Genomic DNA, 16203 nt, shown 5'->3' with positions numbered 1-16203 from the left:
TCCGCGGAACAGGGTCCACGGCGTGTGGGGGTTCCTTGCGGCACCCCCGGCCGCCATATAGTCTGATGCCGCATTCGGGCGGGTTCAAGTCATGGCCGGCCCGGAGGGCGGCGAAGTTTCGCGTGCGGACCCCGGGGCGGTCGCCCCGGAGCCAGGCCGCATGTGGGAGACATTCCAGGGAGGACTTCAGGTGATTCAGCTCTCGCACAAGGGTCTGATGCGCGAGGCGTGCTATATCGACGGCGCCTGGGTCGGCGCCGATGATGGCGCCACCATCACCGTCGACAATCCGGCGACGGGCGCCGTCATCGGCCGCGTGCCCAAGATGGGCGCCGCCGAGACCCGCCGCGCCATCGAGGCCGCCAATGCCGCGCTGCCGGCCTGGCGTGCCAAGACCGGCAAGGAGCGGGCGGCCCTGCTGCGCAAGTGGTTCGAGCTGATCATGGCGCATCAGGAAGACATCGCCCGGATCATGACCACCGAGCAGGGCAAGCCGCTGGCCGAGGCCAAGGGCGAGGTCGCCTATGCCGCGTCGTTCATCGAATGGTTCGCCGAAGAGGCCAAGCGCGTCTATGGCGACACCATCCCGACCTTTTCGGCCGGCAAGCGGATCGTGGTGACCAAGGAGCCGGTGGGCGTCGTCGGCGCGATCACGCCCTGGAACTTCCCCGCGGCGATGCTGACCCGCAAGGCCGGCCCGGCCCTGGCTGCCGGCTGTACCATGGTCTGCAAGCCCGCCTCGCAGACCCCGTTCACCGCGCTGGCCCTGATGGTGCTGGCCGAAGAGGCCGGCATCCCCAAGGGCGTGCTGAACCTGGTGACCGGCTCTGCCTCGGCGATCGGCGGCGAGATTACCTCCAGCCCGATCGTGCGCAAGCTGACCTTCACCGGCTCGACCGAGATCGGCAAGGTGCTGATCGAACAGTGCGCCGCCACCGTCAAGAAGGTGTCGATGGAGCTGGGCGGCAATGCGCCGTTCATCGTGTTCGACGATGCCGATCTGGATGCGGCGGTGGAAGGCGCGATCGTCTCCAAATATCGCAACAACGGTCAGACCTGCGTCTGCGCCAACCGGCTTTATGTCCAACGCGGCGTGGCCAAGACCTTCGCCGAGAAGCTGGCGGCCCGCGTCGCCCAGATGAAGGTCGGCGACGGGCTGGAGCAGGGCGTGGTGCTGGGGCCGCTGATCGACGACGCTGCGGTCGAGAAGGTCGACGAGCTTCTGGCCGATGCTACCTCGAAGGGTGCGGAAGTCATGCTCGGCGGCGGCCGTCACGAGCTGGGCGGCCGGTTCTACAAGCCGACCATCGTCTTCGGCACCACCCAGGAGATGCGGGTGGCGCGCGAGGAGATCTTCGGGCCCGTGGCGCCGATCTTCGTCTTCGACGAGGAGAAGGAGGCGGTCGCCTATGCCAACGACACCGAATTCGGCCTGGCCTCGTATTTCTATACCCGCGATGTCGGCCGGGTCTTCCGGGTGATGGAAGCGCTGGAATATGGCATCGTCGGCATCAATGAAGGCCTGATCTCCACCGAAGTCGCCCCCTTCGGCGGCGTGAAGGAGAGCGGCATGGGCCGTGAAGGCTCGAAGTACGGCATCGAGGACTACCTCGAAGTGAAGTACGCCCTGATCGGCGGCATCGGCGCCTGATCCGGACCGGCGGGGCAGGGCGGGTCGCGGCCCGTCTGCCCCTGCCGGACGACGACGCACCCAGGGACGCGAACGCCAGGAGACGCGAACGCATGTACGATTACGACCTGCTCACCATCGGCGCCGGATCGGGCGGCGTCGCAGGCTCGCGGCGCGCAGCCGAATACGGCGCCCGCGTCGCCATCGTCGAAGCGGGCCGGGTGGGCGGCACCTGCGTGCTGAGGGGCTGCGTCCCCAAAAAGCTCCTGGTCTATGGTGCGCATTTCCGCGACGAGATCGAGGATGCCCGCGGCTTCGGCTGGACGATCGAGGGCGCCAACCACGACTGGGGCGCGCTGATCCGCACCAAGAACCGCGAGCTGGAGCGGCTGGAAGGCATCTACGAGACGATGCTGGCCAATTCGGGCGTGACCGTGCTGCGCGGCCACGGCCGGGTTACCGGCCCGCACGAGGTGGAGGTCGACGGTCGTACCGTCACCGCCGAGCGGATCCTGATCGCCACCGGCGGCCACGCCTACCTGCCGAAGATCCCGGGCATCGAGCACGTCATCACCTCCGACGAGGCGCTGGATCTGACCGAGCGGCCCGGGCGGCTGGTGATCATCGGCGGCGGCTATATCGCCACGGAATTCGCCTCGATCTTCTCCACGCTCGGCACGCAGACGACGCTGGTGCTGCGCGGCGACCGGATTCTGCGCGGCTTCGACGCCGACATCCGCACGGCTGTCGAAGGCGAGATGCAAGGGCGGGGCATCGGCTTCCGCACCGGTGTCGAGCCGGTGCGTATCGATCGCCTGGCCGACGGTTTCGCCGTCACCCTCACCTCGGGTGAGGTGCTGGAGGCCGACCGGGTGATGTTCGCGACCGGCCGCGTGCCCAACACCGCCGGCCTCGGACTTGAAGAGGTGGGGGTGCACACCCGCGAGAACGGCGCGATCGTGGTGAATGATCGCTACGAGACCCAGCTCCGTTCGATCCTGGCGGTGGGCGACGTGACCGACCGCTTCCAGCTGACCCCGGTTGCGATCGCCGAGGCGCGCTCGCTGGCGGAGCGGCTCTATAACGACAACACCTACCGGCTGCGCTACGACACCCTGCCGACCGCCGTGTTCTGCACCCCCCAGGTGGGCACCGTCGGCCTGACCGAAGAGGCAGCGCGGCGGATGTATGCCTCGATCCGGATCTATCGGGCGCGCTTCCGGCCGATGAAGCACACGCTGACCGGCCGCGAGACCCGGGTGCTGATGAAGCTGGTGGTCGATGGCGCCAGCGACCGCGTGCTCGGCGCCCATATGGTCGGCGACGATGCGGCCGAAATCATCCAGTCGCTGGCGGTCGCGATCACCTGCGGCGCCACCAAGAAGCAGTTCGACGAGACGATCGCGCTGCACCCGAGTGCGGCCGAGGAATTCGTCACCATGCGCAGTCCGGTGAAGGATTGAGACGGCAGAGAGGCTGAACCCGCAGGTATTTGTTGCGATGCACAAAGTCGGCTTGCCGGATATTACATCCGTCACTGATCGGCCGTGCGGCGGTGTTGCATCATCTTCCGGTCCGCGTTTTGTTTGAAAACCACCGGGGGCGGCGGTATAGGTTCGAAACCGGCAACCGCCCGGGAACCGGAGCCGATCCGGTCCACGGGGTGGCCTTGCCGTCGCTCTTTGTCTCTCCGGCCGGCATCCGGTGCCGGCCGTGCCCTCTCCGTGACCAGCTCACGTCCCGCCCAACGCACCACGTAAAGCCGTCCGACCAGATCGGCCCGCCGATCCCGACGCCCGCGAGGACCGAGACCCGATGCCTGCCACCTGGACCCCGCAAGCCTGGCGCGCGCTGCCCATCAAGCAGCAGCCGACCTACGACGACCCGGCGCATCTCGCGCGCGTCGAGGCCGAGCTTGCGGGCTATCCGCCGCTGGTCTTTGCCGGTGAGGCGCGGCGCCTGAAGGCGCATCTGGCGCGCGTCGCCGAAGGCAAGGCCTTCCTGCTCCAGGGCGGTGACTGCGCCGAGAGCTTCGCCGAGTTCAGCCCCAACAACATCCGCGACACGTTCCGCGTGCTGCTGCAGATGGCGGTCGTGCTGACCTATGGCGCCGGCATGCCGGTGGTGAAGGTGGGCCGCATGGCCGGCCAGTTCGCCAAGCCGCGCTCCGAGGATTTCGAGAACCGCGACGGCGTTGCGTTGCCGTCTTATCGCGGCGACATGGTCAACGGCATCGAGTTCGATGCCGCGGCGCGCAAGCCCGATCCCGACCGGCTGATCCGGGTCTACAACCAGTCGGCGGCGACGCTGAACCTGCTCCGGGCCTTTGCCCAGGGCGGCTTCGCCGACCTCAACCTGGTGCACAAGTGGAACCTGGCCTTCGTCGGCGGCTCTGAACAGGCCGAGCGCTACCGCGCAACGGCCGAGCGGATCTCGGATGCGCTCGACTTCATGGCCGCCTGCGGGGTGAATTCGGAAACCGCGCCGCAGCTGCGGCAGACCGATTTCTTCACCAGCCACGAGGCGCTGCTGCTGGGCTACGAGCAGTCGCTGACCCGTGTCGACAGCACCTCGGGCGACTGGTACGCCTGTTCGGCCCACATGCTGTGGATCGGCGACCGGACCCGCCAGCTGGACGGCGCCCATGTCCAGTTCATGTCGGGCATCGCCAACCCGATCGGCGTCAAGGCCGGCCCGTCAATGGATCCGGACGAGCTGCTGCGCCTGATCGACGCGCTCAACCCCGCCAACGAGCCCGGCCGGCTGACCGTGATCGTGCGCATGGGGGCGGACAAGGTGGCCGACAAGCTGCCGGCCCTGGTCCGCAAGGTCGAAGGCGAGGGCCGCAAGGTGGTATGGTCCTGCGATCCGATGCATGGCAACACCATGAAGACCGAGACCGGCTACAAGACCCGCTCGGTCGACCGGGTGCTGGCCGAGGTGCGGAACTTCTTCGCCGTCCATCAGGCCGAAGGCAGCCATGCCGGCGGCGTGCATTTCGAGATGACCGGCCAGGACGTCACCGAATGCGTCGGCGGCCTGCGCGCCATCGACCAGTATGGCCTGGCCGACCGCTACCACACCCATTGCGACCCGCGGCTGAATGCCGAACAGAGCCTGGAACTGGCCTTCCAGATCGCCGATGCCCTGCGCCGTGAACGCCTGGGCCTGCCCCAGGCGCCGGCCGCGGCGGCGGGTGCTGCACGGTGACATCCGTATCCGCGACCCCCAAGGGTCGGACCGATGCGGCGGCCCCGGAGACCGGGGCCGCCGTCATTCCTTCCGCTGGCCCCCGAACATCCTCTGCCGACAGCTCTTCTGCCGACAGCTCATCCGCGGACGCCCCGTCCGCCGGCACCACGGAACTGCCGAGGCTGCGCATGTCTGCCACCAACGACTTCGTCGCCGCCTATACCGATGTCTACTTCAAGCGCACGCGGCGCATCGTCGAGCGTTTCGGCGATCGCAGCGTGACCTATGCCGTGTTCATGCGCCGCCCGGTGCTGGCGACGCTGAAACTCGCCATCGACTGGATCGAGGCGATGGCCCGGCTGCGCGGGGTGGAGATCGTGATCGAACCCTGCCACGAGGAAGGCTCGTGGGTGGGGGCGGGCGAGCCGCTGATGTACATCACCGGCCCGATGTCGGCGCTGGTGGAGCTGGAGACGGTGTATCTCCAGCGTTTGGGCGCCCCCTGTGTCGCCGCCTATAACGCCTGGAGCATGGCGGTCGCCCTGCCGCGCGCGGCCTTCCTCGCCATGGATGCCCGCCATTGCGCCGGTGCCGAAATGGCCGAGATGATGGCCTATGCGGCGAGCGTCGGCTCGGCTGCGGCCCAGGCGGAAGGGGCGGTGGGCTTCATCGGCAATGCGACCGATGCGACCGCGGTGCATTTCGGCAATGCCCATGGCTTCGGCACCATGCCCCATGCGCTGATCGGCTATGCCGGCTCCACGCTTCGGGCCGCGGAGATGTTCGTCGACACCTTCCCGGGCGATGCGCTGACCGTGCTGGTCGACTATTACGGCGCCGAGATCACCGATGCGCTGGCCGTCTGCCGCCGCTTCCCCGAGATGGCGGCGGCCGGCAAGCTGTCGGTGCGGCTCGACACCCATGGTGGCCGCTTCCTGGAAGGGCTGGATCCGGCGCTGTCTTATGCGGCGCTGGAGCGCAACCGCCCCGACGCGATCCGTCGCTATCGCAGCGAGACCGAGCTGAAATGGCTGCTCGGCCCCGGCGTTTCGGCGGCGGCGATCTTCCAGATGCGGAACGCCCTGGACGATGCCGGGTTCGACAAGGTGCGCATCGTCGCTTCCAGCGGCTTCGGGCCCGAGAAGTGCCGGGTGATGGGCAGCGTCGAAGCCCCGATCGACGTGGTCGGCACCGGCTCTTTCCTGCCCGAGAAGTGGAGCGAGACCTACGCGACCGCGGACATCGTCTCGTATGACGGGCGCGAGAGCGTGAAGGTCGGGCGCGAATTCCTGCTGCCGTCGCGGCGGCCCCGCCGCTGACGGCCCTCCGTGCCGTGCTTTCCGACAGGATCCGGACCGACATGACCCAGCTTCTGACCCTGGCCCTGGCCCAGATCAACCCCGTCGTCGGCGATGTCGAGGGCAATGCCCGGCAGCTGCTGGAGGCACGGCAACAGGCGGCGGAGCAGGGCGCCGATCTCTGCGTCACCGGCGAGCTGTCGCTGATCGGCTATCCGCCCGAGGATCTGGTGCGCAAGCCGGCGCTGATGCGCGCGGTGGCATCCGCGCTCGACATGCTGGCGGCCGCGACCGCCGACGGCGGGCCGGCGCTGATCGTGGGCGCCCCCCATGCCGAGGGCGGCAAGCTCTACAATGCTGCCTATGTTCTGGATGGCGGCCACGTCACCGGCGTGGTGCGCAAGCATGCGCTGCCCAATTACGGCGTGTTCGACGAACTCAGGGTCTTCGATCTGGCGCCGCCGGCCGGGCCGGTGGTGATCCGCGGCTGGCGGGTCGGGCTGATGGTCTGCGAGGATATGTGGCGGCCGGATTCGGCCGAATGCCTGGCCGAAAGCGGGGCCGAATTCCTGCTGGTGATCAACGGCAGCCCCTATGAGGTCGACAAGCGCGACCAGCGTCTGGCCCATGCGGTGGCGCGGGTGCACGAAACCGGCCTGCCGCTCGCCTATGTCAATCTGGTCGGCGGCCAGGACGAGCTGGTCTTCGACGGTGCCTCTTTCGTGCTCGACCGCGACGGCGCGCTGAAGGTTCAGGCGCCGGCCTGGATCAGCGGTACCACGCCTGCCCATATCCGCCGGACCGAGGCGGGCGAGGTGGTGGCCGAGGCTGGCCCGCTGTCGCCCGAGCCCGAGGTGCTGGAGGCGGTCTACTCGGCGATGATGCTGGGCCTGGCCGATTACGTGAACAAGAACGGCTTCCCGGGCGTGGTGCTGGGCCTGTCGGGCGGCATCGACAGTGCCCTGTCGCTGGCGGTGGCGGTGGACGCGCTGGGGGCGGATCGGGTCCGCGCGGTGATGATGCCGTCCCGCTATACCAGCCGCGACAGCCTGGACGATGCGGCGCTTTGTGCCGAACTTTGCGGCGTGCGGCTGGACGAGATCCCGATCGAGCCGGCCGTGCAGGCCTTCTCGACCATGCTGGCGCCGGTCTTCGGCAATCGCGGCCCGGATGTGACGGAAGAGAACATCCAGTCGCGCATCCGTGGCGTCATCCTGATGGCGATGAGCAACAAGTTCGGCGACATGGTGCTGACCACCGGCAACAAGTCCGAGATGTCGGTCGGCTATGCCACGCTTTATGGCGACATGTGCGGCGGCTATTCGGTGCTGAAGGACGTCTACAAGATGACGGTCTTCGAGCTGTCGCGCTGGCGCAATGCCCAGAAGCCGGAAGGCGCGCTTGGCCCCGACGGGCCGGTGATGCCCGAGCGGGTGATCGCCAAGCCGCCATCGGCCGAGCTGCGCGAGGACCAGAAGGACGAGGACAGCCTGCCGCCCTATGAACGGCTGGACGCCATTCTGGAAGGCCTGGTCGAGAAGGAGCTGCCGCACCGGGTGCTGGTGGAGCAGGGCCAGGATCGCGACGAGGTCGACCGCATCGCCCGCCTGCTCTACGTGGCTGAATACAAGCGTCGCCAATCGCCCCCGGGTGTGAAGATCACCGGCCGTGCCTTCGGGCGCGACCGGCGCTATCCGATCACCAACCGCTTCCGCGACCGGGCCTGAGGCCCGGTCGCCGCCCTGTCGGCGCCGCGGCTGCGGACCGGCGCGGCCATCTGCCCTGGTTCCACCGAGTATCGGCCCATATGACCGTCAAGACCCGCTTCGCGCCGTCTCCGACCGGACGTCTCCATGTCGGCAATGCCCGCACCGCGCTGGTGAACTGGCTCTATGCCCGCGCCCATGGCGGGGTGATGCAACTCCGGATCGATGATACCGACCGGGAGCGCAGCCGCGAGGACTATGTGGCGGGCGTTCTGGCCGATCTCGACTGGCTGGGCATTCCGGCCGACGAGAGCTTCCGCCAGACCGAACGCGCCGATCGCCATGCCGCCGCTTTCGAACGCCTGGTCGCCTGCGGCCGGCTCTATCCCTGTTACGAGACCCCGGAAGAGCTGTCGGCGCGCCGTGCGGCCCAGCTGGCCGCCGGCCGGCCGCCGGTCTATGACCGTGCGGCGCTGGCCCTTTCCGATGCCGATCGTGCGGCGCTGGAAGCCGAAGGCCACCGGCCGCACTGGCGCTTCCGGCTGGATGACCGCGAGACGTCGTGGGAGGATCTGGTCCGCGGCCGGATCGACGTTCATGCCGGATCGCTGTCCGACCCGGTGCTGATCCGCGCCGACGGCGCCTCCACCTATACGCTCGCCACCGTGGTCGACGACGCCGAGACCGGCGTCACCCATGTGATCCGCGGCGAGGACCACATCACCAACACGGCGGCGCAGATCCAGCTGTTCCATGCGCTGGGGGCCGCGGAACCGCATTTCGGCCATCTGGCCTGGCTGCTGGATGCCGGCGGTGCCGGGCTTTCCAAGCGCGTCGGCTCGCTTGCGGTGGCGGAACTGCGCGAGGACGGCATGGAGCCGCTTGCGGTGGCGGCCTTCCTCGCCCGGCTCGGCACCTCGGATGCGATCGAACCGGTCGCAGGCCTGGACGAGCTGGTGGCGAGCTTCGACATCAGCCGCTTCGGCCGGGCGGCCGCCCGTTTCGACCCGGCCGATCTGGTCCAGCTGAATGCCCGGCAGATCCGGCGTCTGGATGCCGAGGGCGTGCGCGCGCCGCTTGTCGGGCTGGGCGTGCCCGATGAGCTGGTGGCCCCGTTCTGGGATGCCGTCTCGGGCAATATCGAGCGGATCGCCGAGGCGGGCCGTTGGTGGCAGGTGGTGGCGGGCCCCGTGACGCCGGTGATCGAGGTCGACGAGACATCGCAGGCGGTGCTGGCCGCAGCCCGCGACACCTTGCCGCCGGAGCCCTGGGACGAGACCACCTGGAGCGCCTGGACCCGCGGGATTCAGGGCCTGACGGGGGTGAAGGGGCGGGGGCTTTTCAGGCCGCTGCGCCTGGCGCTGACCGCGGCCGAGCATGGACCGGAGCTGAAAAAGCTGCTACCGATGATCGGCGCCGCGCGCGCCGCGGCCCGGCTTTCCGGCCAGGATGCCTGATGCCTGGTGCCTGATGCCCGAGGCCACCCCATTCAACCGGCCGGCGCCTCCGCCGTTCGCCCGTCTTTGATTGCCTGCCCGAGGACGAGCCATCATGGCGCTTTCCGTCTACAACACCCGTACCCGTGCCAAGGAAGCTTTCGAGCCGATCGATCCGGACCATATCCGGATGTATGTCTGCGGCCCCACGGTCTATGACCGCGCCCATATCGGCAATGCCCGGCCGGTGGTGGTGTTCGATACCCTCTACCGCCTGCTGAAGGCGAGCTATCCGCGTGTCACCTATGTCCGCAACATCACCGATGTCGACGACAAGATCATCGTGCGGGCGAAGGAAAGCGGCGAGGCGATCGAGACCCTGACCGCCCGCACTGCGCTGATGTTCCACGAGGACATGGGCGAGCTGAACGCGCTGCCGCCGTCGATCGAGCCGCGCGCGACCGAGCACATCCCGCAGATGATCGACATGATCCGCCGGCTGATGGCCAAGGATCATGCCTACGAGGCCGAGGGCCATGTGCTGTTCAGCGTGCCGTCGATGCCCGATTACGGCGGGCTGTCGCGCCGCGACCGGGAAGAGATGGTGGCGGGGGCCCGGGTGGAGGTTGCGCCCTACAAGCGCGATGCGGCCGACTTCGTGCTCTGGAAGCCCAGCGCCGATGATCAGCCCGGCTGGTCCAGCCCCTGGGGTCGCGGCCGTCCGGGCTGGCATATCGAATGCTCGGCCATGGCCGAGGCCCATCTGGGTGAGACCTTCGACATCCATGGCGGCGGCCAGGACCTGATCTTCCCGCATCACGAGAACGAGATCGCCCAGAGCCAGTGCGCCCATGACGGCGCGCTGTTCGTGCGCTACTGGATGCATAACGGCTTCATCAATGTCGACGGCGAGAAGATGTCGAAATCGCTCGGCAACTTCTTCACCGTCCGCGATCTGCTGGGCCATGTGCCGGGCGAGGCGGTGCGCCTGCTGATGCTCCAGACCCATTACCGCCGGCCGCTGGACTGGACGCAGGAGGGCATGGAGCGGGCGAAGCAGACGCTCGACCGCTTCTACAACACCCTGCGGCTGATGGACGAGATCGAGCCTGACGGCGATTGCCGCGTCTATCCCGACGCGGTGCGTGCGGCGCTTGAAGACGACCTCAACACCCCGCTTGCGCTGATGCATCTGCACGAGCTGGTGGGGGAGGCGAACCGCACCACCGATCGGGCCGAACGGGCCCGGCTGAAGGCGCAGATCCTGGGAGCGGGGCATGCCCTTGGCCTGCTGCGGCTCGACCCCGAAGCCTGGTTCCGCGGCGGCCCCGCCTCGGGCGGCGAGACCGGCCCCGACGAGGCCGAGATCGAGCATCTGATCAACGAACGCCTGGCCGCGCGCCGCAACCGCGACTTCGCCACCGCCGACCGGATCCGCGACGATCTGAAGGCACGCGGGGTGGTGCTGGAGGACGGGCCGGACGGCACGCGCTGGAAGCGCGGTTGAGGAAGTTGGAGTGCTTGCCGAGGATTGACACACGAACGCCACTCGGTGGAGCCTCTATGAAGAGGGTATTCTGAAACTCCGGTTCTGGAGCGGGGCCCGATCAGGTAATGCCACCTGATCGGGCCATCTGGACGGGCGAAAGTGCTCGCAACTCAAGAGCCTCGCGTCCGTCGGGTCGAACGTGATGCTCCAAATGGAGTTGATCCCTCCATCAGCGGCTGCAACAGGATCGCTGCATGATCTCAGATGATGCATATCTTGCCATGACCCGTTTCGGGATGGGATACCGTCCTGATCTGCCAGAGCAGGTCGGGGAAGCGCCCAGGGCGTGGCTTCGCAGGCAATTGTCGTCGGATATGCAGCCACGTCCTCCGGTTACACTCATACCTGATCTTAAGGCACGCTGGGCCATACGCTTTCCGACCCCGGAAGAAAAACGTATGGCCCCAGAGAGAGACTCATACCAGACATTTGTCCAGTATTCCGACAGGATACGGGATGCCCGCATTATGACCGCTCTCCAGACTGAGACGCCACTGAGAGAGCGGCTTGTCCATTTCTTTTTTTGAGCATTTTACAGTTTCTCAAACGCAGCCATCTCTCCTCGGTCTGACCGATCTATACGAGAACGAGGCCATACGCCCACATGTGACCGGGCCCTTCCGGACCCTCTTGGGTGCAGTCATGCACCACCCCTTGATGCATATCTATTTGAATAATAACAGCTCCATAGGTCCGAATTCTCAAATGGGGCAGAAAAATGGGCTGGGAATCAACGAAAACTTGGGGCGAGAACTCCTGGAGCTGCATACACTGGGCGTGTCTGGCGGATATAAGCAGTCAGACGTTGCTGCCGCAGCTCAGATGCTGACCGGATGGTACATAAAATACTATGATCGGAATCGCCCTCTGGACATGATGTTCTTGGACAGTCGCCATGAGCCGGGAACCAAGATCATATTGGCGCGGGAATTTCAAGAAAATGGGCAGAAGGAGATGGATGATCTTCTCGATTTTCTCGCGGGGCATCCTTCTACCGCTCGATTTATTTCGCGAAAGCTGGCGAAATATTTTATTTCTGATCAGCCGCCGGACGATGTTGTGCAGGAGATGACGGCGGTCTATCTCGCCAGGGATGGGCGCATCGATGCGATGATGGATGTTCTACTTGATCATCCATCAAGTTGGCAGCCCCAGGGGCAGAAGGTTCTGCTGCCGGAAGACTGGGGCATCGCATTCTTGAATCTGTTCGGATTGTCGACACGCGAAGCGGCTGTGGAAGTCCGGTCCGCATCTCAGGCACTCGGGCACGGCGTTCATGCAGCGAGGTCACCGAAAGGCTGGCCCGACGATCGTGATGTCTGGTTTTCGCCGGGCAATATGGTGCTACGCGCGGGACTGGCCGCACGCATGTATGAAGCCTTGAACTGTCGTGATGATCTTGATACCGCACTCAGCATATACTTCCGCAACGCTTCGATTGACGTCCTTGCAACCATCCGAGGAGCGCCCACACTGAAGGATGCGTATGGCCTGATCGCTGCGTCACCACATTTCTGTCTGCGCTGATGTGAGGGAATGCATGACACTGTCTCGGCGGTTGTTCATCAAGCGGACCCTGGCTTTCGCTGGTGCTAGTGCGAGCTTCCGGATTGGTTTTTGGAACAGACACGCTTCTGCGGAGGCTGCGGGAGAGCGTCGGCGTCTTGTCGTCGTGATCATGCGTGGTGCCGTGGATGCGCTTGGTTTGCTGGCCCCTGTAGGTGATCCTGCTTACACTGACATGAGAACCACGCTCGCCTTTCCGCGCGACCGGTTGTTGTCTTTGGATGATTTTTATGGGCTGACCCCGGCTCTCGAGCCGATCCATTCTTGGTACAAGGATGGCGATCTCCTGTTGGTGCCGGCTGTATCTTCACAATACCGGGACCGGTCGCACTTTGATGGGCAGTCTATATTGGAGAGCGGTCTGGATGATCCGACAAAAGTCAGCAGTGGCTGGCTCGGCCGGATCATGAAAGCGCATGGGGAGGAGCTGACGGCTGCTACCGTGAGCGGTGGTATCCCTACTGTCCTCCTTGGTGCGCCCCGCATCGTCAATCTCCCGCCGCCTGATGTCAAAGTTCCTGGCTTGGACGTTGTGGAACGTTTGGCCAAGATCTATGAGAATGACCCGGCATTTGCCTCTTTTGGGGACGAGATACGAGAAGCAGGTCGCATTGGTTCTGTTCAGGTATATGGACATCCGCTGATCCGGGCCTTTAACTCAGTCGCCGAGATACTTGCTCGCCGCGATGGGGCGAGTATTGCTATTGTTAATGCTGGTGGCTGGGATACACATAGCAGTCAGGGCACGGTGGACGGCCGCATGTTTACAGCCGCCAATGTTTTTGCCAACGGCTTGAAGCAGTTGCGCGAAACATTGGGAGCATCTGCCTGGAGGCAGACTGTCGTGTTGGGTATCTCTGAGTTTGGGCGCACAGTGCGCGTGAATGGAAGTGGCGGCACTGATCACGGGACCGGAGGCTTCGCGTTTCTTGCCGGCGGGCGCGTAAATGGTGGGCAGGTCTATGGTGAATGGCCCGGGCTTGCAGAACGCGCACTTTATCAGAATCGTGACTTGATGCCGGTTACGGATGTGCGATCTCTGATCAAGGGTGTCCTGGCGGATTTTCTGCAGACGCCCGCCAAGGACATTGAGGAGACCGCCTTTCCCAATTCGCGGAATGTTGTTGCCGCGACGGATCTGTTCAAAGCCTGACCGCGACAGGCTGCGCAGACAAGGCCTGCGTATTTACGTTTCGCATCGGCCGGTTCCGGGTGCTAAACATGTCCCGGAACAGCCGATCGACGGAGAATACGATCCCCATGTCCGGTGAGCGCATCTATCTCTACGACAGCACGCTGCGCGATGGCGCGCAGACCCGTGGCGTTGATTTCACGGCGGCCGACAAGGCCGCGATTGCGCGTGAACTGGACCGGCTGGGCATCGACTATATTGAAGGCGGCTGGCCCGGGGCCAACCAGACCGACGACGCCTTCTTCGGCGATCTGCCGCGGATGCAGCGGGCGCGGATCTCGGCCTTCGGCATGACCCGGCGGTCGGGGCGTTCGGCCGAGAACGATCCCGGATTGTCTGCGGTGCTGAACGCGCCGGTCCAGGCGGTGTGTCTGGTGGGCAAGAGCTGGGATTTCCAGGCGACCGTAGCGCTGGGCGTCGATCTCGACGAAAACCTGCGCATGGTGTCCGACAGCATCGGCCATGCCGCACGGGTCAAGGCCGAGGCGATGTTCGATGCCGAGCATTTCTTCGACGGCTACAAGGCCAATCCCGATTATGCGCTGGCCTGCGTCAAGGCGGCGTATCAGGCCGGTGCCCGCTGGGTGGTGCTCTGCGACACCAATGGTGGTACGCTGCCGCATGAGATCGAGGAAATCGTCTCCCATGTGGCGACGATCGTGCCCGGCGACCGGCTGGGCATCCATTGCCATGACGATACCGGCAATGCGGTCGCCAACAGCCTGGCGGCGGTCCGTGCCGGGGTGCGCCAGATCCAGGGCACGCTGAACGGTCTGGGGGAGCGCTGCGGCAATGCCAATCTGGTGACCCTGCTGCCGACCCTGATGCTGAAGATGGGCTACACGACCGGTGTCGACGAGGCCGGGCTCGCCCATCTGACCAGCGTCAGCCGCGCCTTCGACGAGCGGATGAACCGCGCGCCGAACATCCATGCGCCCTATGTCGGTGCCGCCGCCTTTGCCCATAAGGGCGGGCTGCATGCGAGCGCGGTGCTCAAGGATCCGCGCGCCTATGAGCATATCCGCCCGGAACAGGTCGGCAATCAGCGCCATGTCCTGGTCTCGGACCAGGCCGGCCGGGCCAATCTGCTGGCGCGGCTCGCCGAGATCGGTATCGAGGTCGACCCGTCGGATCCGCGCCTGCCCACCCTGCTGGAGCAGGTGAAGGCCAACGAGCATATGGGCTATGCCTATGACGGCGCCGAGGCCAGCCTGGAACTGCTCGCGCGTCGCGCCCTGGGCGAGGTGCCGGAATATTTCCGCCTGCTGTCCTTCCGGGTGATCGACGAGCGTCGCTACAATGCCCGTGGCGAGTTGGTGACCCTGTCGGAAGCGACGATCAAGATCTCGGTGGGCGGGGTGCCGGTGATGGCGGTGGCAGAGGGCAACGGCCCGGTCAACGCGCTCGACACCGCGCTCCGCCGGGCGATCGCCCAGACCTATCAGCCGGTGCGCGACATGCGGCTGGTCGATTATAAGGTCCGCATCATGTCGGCCCCGGATGGCACCGGCACCGATGCGGTGACCCGGGTGGTGATCGAAAGCGCCGATACCGCCGGCGACCACTGGTCGACGGTTGGCGTCTCGGCTAACGTCGTCAATGCCTCTTACGAGGCGCTGGCCGACGGCATCACCTGGCGGCTGTACCGTGCCGGCGTGTCGGTGCAGGCGGCGGCAGAGGTCGCGGCGGCCAACAGTGTCGCCTGAGGATACGTCGTCCGGCGGCCGGCCACCTTCGCAGCAACAAGATATATGAGCGCATGACCGATCAGTCCGAGCAGCGGCCGCCCAAAGCGGCCGCCACCCGTGGCATTGAAGGTGCCGTCGGCAACCAGGCCGCCATCATCCTGGTGAACACCCAGATTGCCGACAATATCGGCTCGGCCGCACGGTCGATGCTGAATTTCGGCCTGACCGACATGCGTCTGGTGGCACCGCGCTGCGAGTGGCCGAGCGAACGCGCGCGGGTGCTGGCCTCGGGTGCCGATGCGGTGCTCGACACTGCCCGGGTCTATGCGACGGTGGCGGATGCGGTCGCCGATCTGGATTTCGTGGTGGCCTCCACCGCGCGGCCGCGTGACATGGTGAAGCCGGTGGCGACGCCCGGCGCGGCTGCGGCGCGCATGCGCGGTCATGTCGAGGCCGGCGGCCGGGTCGGAATCCTGTTCGGGCCCGAGCGGACGGGGCTTGAGAATGACGATGTGGCGCTCGCCGATCTGATTCTGACCGTGCCGCTCAACCCTGCCTTCGCCTCGCTCAATCTTGCCCAGGCGGTGGCGCTGGTCTCCTATGAATGGTTCACCGCGCGCGACGAGACCGTGCCGGTGCAACTCGATCTCGGCCGCTATGGCCGGGCGAGCAAGCAGGAGATCGATGCCTTCCTGGAGCATCTGGGCCAGGCACTCGACTGGTCGGGGGTGGTGCGCAACCGGCAGATGCGGCCGACCATGCTGCGCAATCTGCAGGCCATGTTCCTGCGCGCGGATCTGACCGGGCAGGAGGTCCGCTCGCTGCGCGGCTTCCTGCACGGGCTGATGATCCGTGGCGCACGCGACGAGGAACTTGCCGCCTTCCCGTCCTATCGCCGCCGCCGCGAGGCGCTGGACGAGACCGATTCTGCGGCGTCTCCCGCAGA

At 66.0% G+C, this 16203-nt stretch carries 11 protein-coding genes and 1 pseudogene; all 12 read left to right on the top strand.

What is annotated here, in order from left to right; translation table 11 throughout:
* The first annotated feature begins 160 nt into the window (after nucleotides 1-160).
* On the top strand, nucleotides 161-1651 hold the full coding sequence (locus tag TMO_RS11585; RefSeq protein WP_014745818.1) for an NAD-dependent succinate-semialdehyde dehydrogenase: 1491 nt from the start codon (nucleotides 161-163) through the stop codon (nucleotides 1649-1651).
* Between the two features lie 92 nt (nucleotides 1652-1743).
* Nucleotides 1744-3093 (top strand): glutathione-disulfide reductase, encoded by a 1350-nt coding sequence (gene gor, locus TMO_RS11580; protein ID WP_014745817.1) that lies wholly within the window; start codon nucleotides 1744-1746, stop codon nucleotides 3091-3093.
* A gap of 352 nt (nucleotides 3094-3445) precedes the next feature.
* Nucleotides 3446-4840: a class II 3-deoxy-7-phosphoheptulonate synthase gene (locus TMO_RS11575; protein ID WP_014745816.1), complete on the top strand. Its 1395-nt coding sequence runs from the start codon at nucleotides 3446-3448 to the stop codon at nucleotides 4838-4840.
* Between the two features lie 170 nt (nucleotides 4841-5010).
* The gene (locus TMO_RS11570) at nucleotides 5011-6141 is read left to right on the top strand and encodes a nicotinate phosphoribosyltransferase (RefSeq protein ID WP_014745815.1); all 1131 of its coding nucleotides are present in this window, start codon (nucleotides 5011-5013) and stop codon (nucleotides 6139-6141) included.
* Nucleotides 6142-6182: 41 nt separating this feature from the next.
* Nucleotides 6183-7847, top strand: a complete 1665-nt coding sequence (locus TMO_RS11565; RefSeq protein WP_041604934.1) for an NAD+ synthase — start codon at nucleotides 6183-6185, stop codon at nucleotides 7845-7847.
* 80 nt (nucleotides 7848-7927) lie between these two features.
* Nucleotides 7928-9283: a glutamate--tRNA ligase gene (gene gltX, locus TMO_RS11560; RefSeq protein ID WP_014745813.1), complete on the top strand. Its 1356-nt coding sequence runs from the start codon at nucleotides 7928-7930 to the stop codon at nucleotides 9281-9283.
* A gap of 94 nt (nucleotides 9284-9377) precedes the next feature.
* On the top strand, nucleotides 9378-10769 hold the full coding sequence (gene cysS / locus TMO_RS11555) for a cysteine--tRNA ligase (RefSeq protein WP_014745812.1): 1392 nt from the start codon (nucleotides 9378-9380) through the stop codon (nucleotides 10767-10769).
* Between the two features lie 236 nt (nucleotides 10770-11005).
* Nucleotides 11006-11338, top strand: a complete 333-nt coding sequence (locus tag TMO_RS32920; protein ID WP_145978119.1) for a DUF1800 family protein — start codon at nucleotides 11006-11008, stop codon at nucleotides 11336-11338.
* Nucleotides 11319-12338, top strand: a complete 1020-nt coding sequence (locus tag TMO_RS30420; protein WP_081598884.1) for a DUF1800 domain-containing protein — start codon at nucleotides 11319-11321, stop codon at nucleotides 12336-12338. Before TMO_RS32920 ends, TMO_RS30420 begins: the two co-directional genes overlap by 20 nt.
* A 13-nt stretch (nucleotides 12339-12351) precedes the next feature.
* A complete protein-coding gene (locus TMO_RS30415; protein WP_081598883.1) occupies nucleotides 12352-13530 on the top strand; it encodes a DUF1501 domain-containing protein in 1179 nt (392 codons plus the stop codon).
* A 107-nt stretch (nucleotides 13531-13637) separates the two neighbouring features.
* A complete protein-coding gene (gene cimA / locus TMO_RS11545; RefSeq protein WP_014745809.1) occupies nucleotides 13638-15275 on the top strand; it encodes a citramalate synthase in 1638 nt (545 codons plus the stop codon).
* Nucleotides 15276-15328: 53 nt separating this feature from the next.
* Nucleotides 15329-16084, top strand: a pseudogene (locus TMO_RS32195) (RNA methyltransferase); the annotation flags it as partial.
* Nucleotides 16085-16203 lie beyond the last annotated feature (119 nt).

The organism is Tistrella mobilis KA081020-065 (genome assembly GCF_000264455.2).
GTDB lineage: Bacteria > Pseudomonadota > Alphaproteobacteria > Tistrellales > Tistrellaceae > Tistrella > Tistrella mobilis.
This window is presented reverse-complemented; position numbering and strand designations above follow the sequence as displayed.

Coding starts and splice junctions, on each gene's coding strand:
- TMO_RS11585 (WP_014745818.1), top strand. CDS start 161: ATGTGGGAGACATTCCAGGGAGGACTTCAGGTGATTCAGCTCTCGCAC.
- gor (WP_014745817.1), top strand. CDS start 1,744: ATGTACGATTACGACCTGCTCACCATCGGCGCCGGATCGGGCGGCGTC.
- TMO_RS11575 (WP_014745816.1), top strand. CDS start 3,446: ATGCCTGCCACCTGGACCCCGCAAGCCTGGCGCGCGCTGCCCATCAAG.
- TMO_RS11570 (WP_014745815.1), top strand. CDS start 5,011: ATGTCTGCCACCAACGACTTCGTCGCCGCCTATACCGATGTCTACTTC.
- TMO_RS11565 (WP_041604934.1), top strand. CDS start 6,183: ATGACCCAGCTTCTGACCCTGGCCCTGGCCCAGATCAACCCCGTCGTC.
- gltX (WP_014745813.1), top strand. CDS start 7,928: ATGACCGTCAAGACCCGCTTCGCGCCGTCTCCGACCGGACGTCTCCAT.
- cysS (WP_014745812.1), top strand. CDS start 9,378: ATGGCGCTTTCCGTCTACAACACCCGTACCCGTGCCAAGGAAGCTTTC.
- TMO_RS32920 (WP_145978119.1), top strand. CDS start 11,006: ATGATCTCAGATGATGCATATCTTGCCATGACCCGTTTCGGGATGGGA.
- TMO_RS30415 (WP_081598883.1), top strand. CDS start 12,352: ATGACACTGTCTCGGCGGTTGTTCATCAAGCGGACCCTGGCTTTCGCT.
- cimA (WP_014745809.1), top strand. CDS start 13,638: ATGTCCGGTGAGCGCATCTATCTCTACGACAGCACGCTGCGCGATGGC.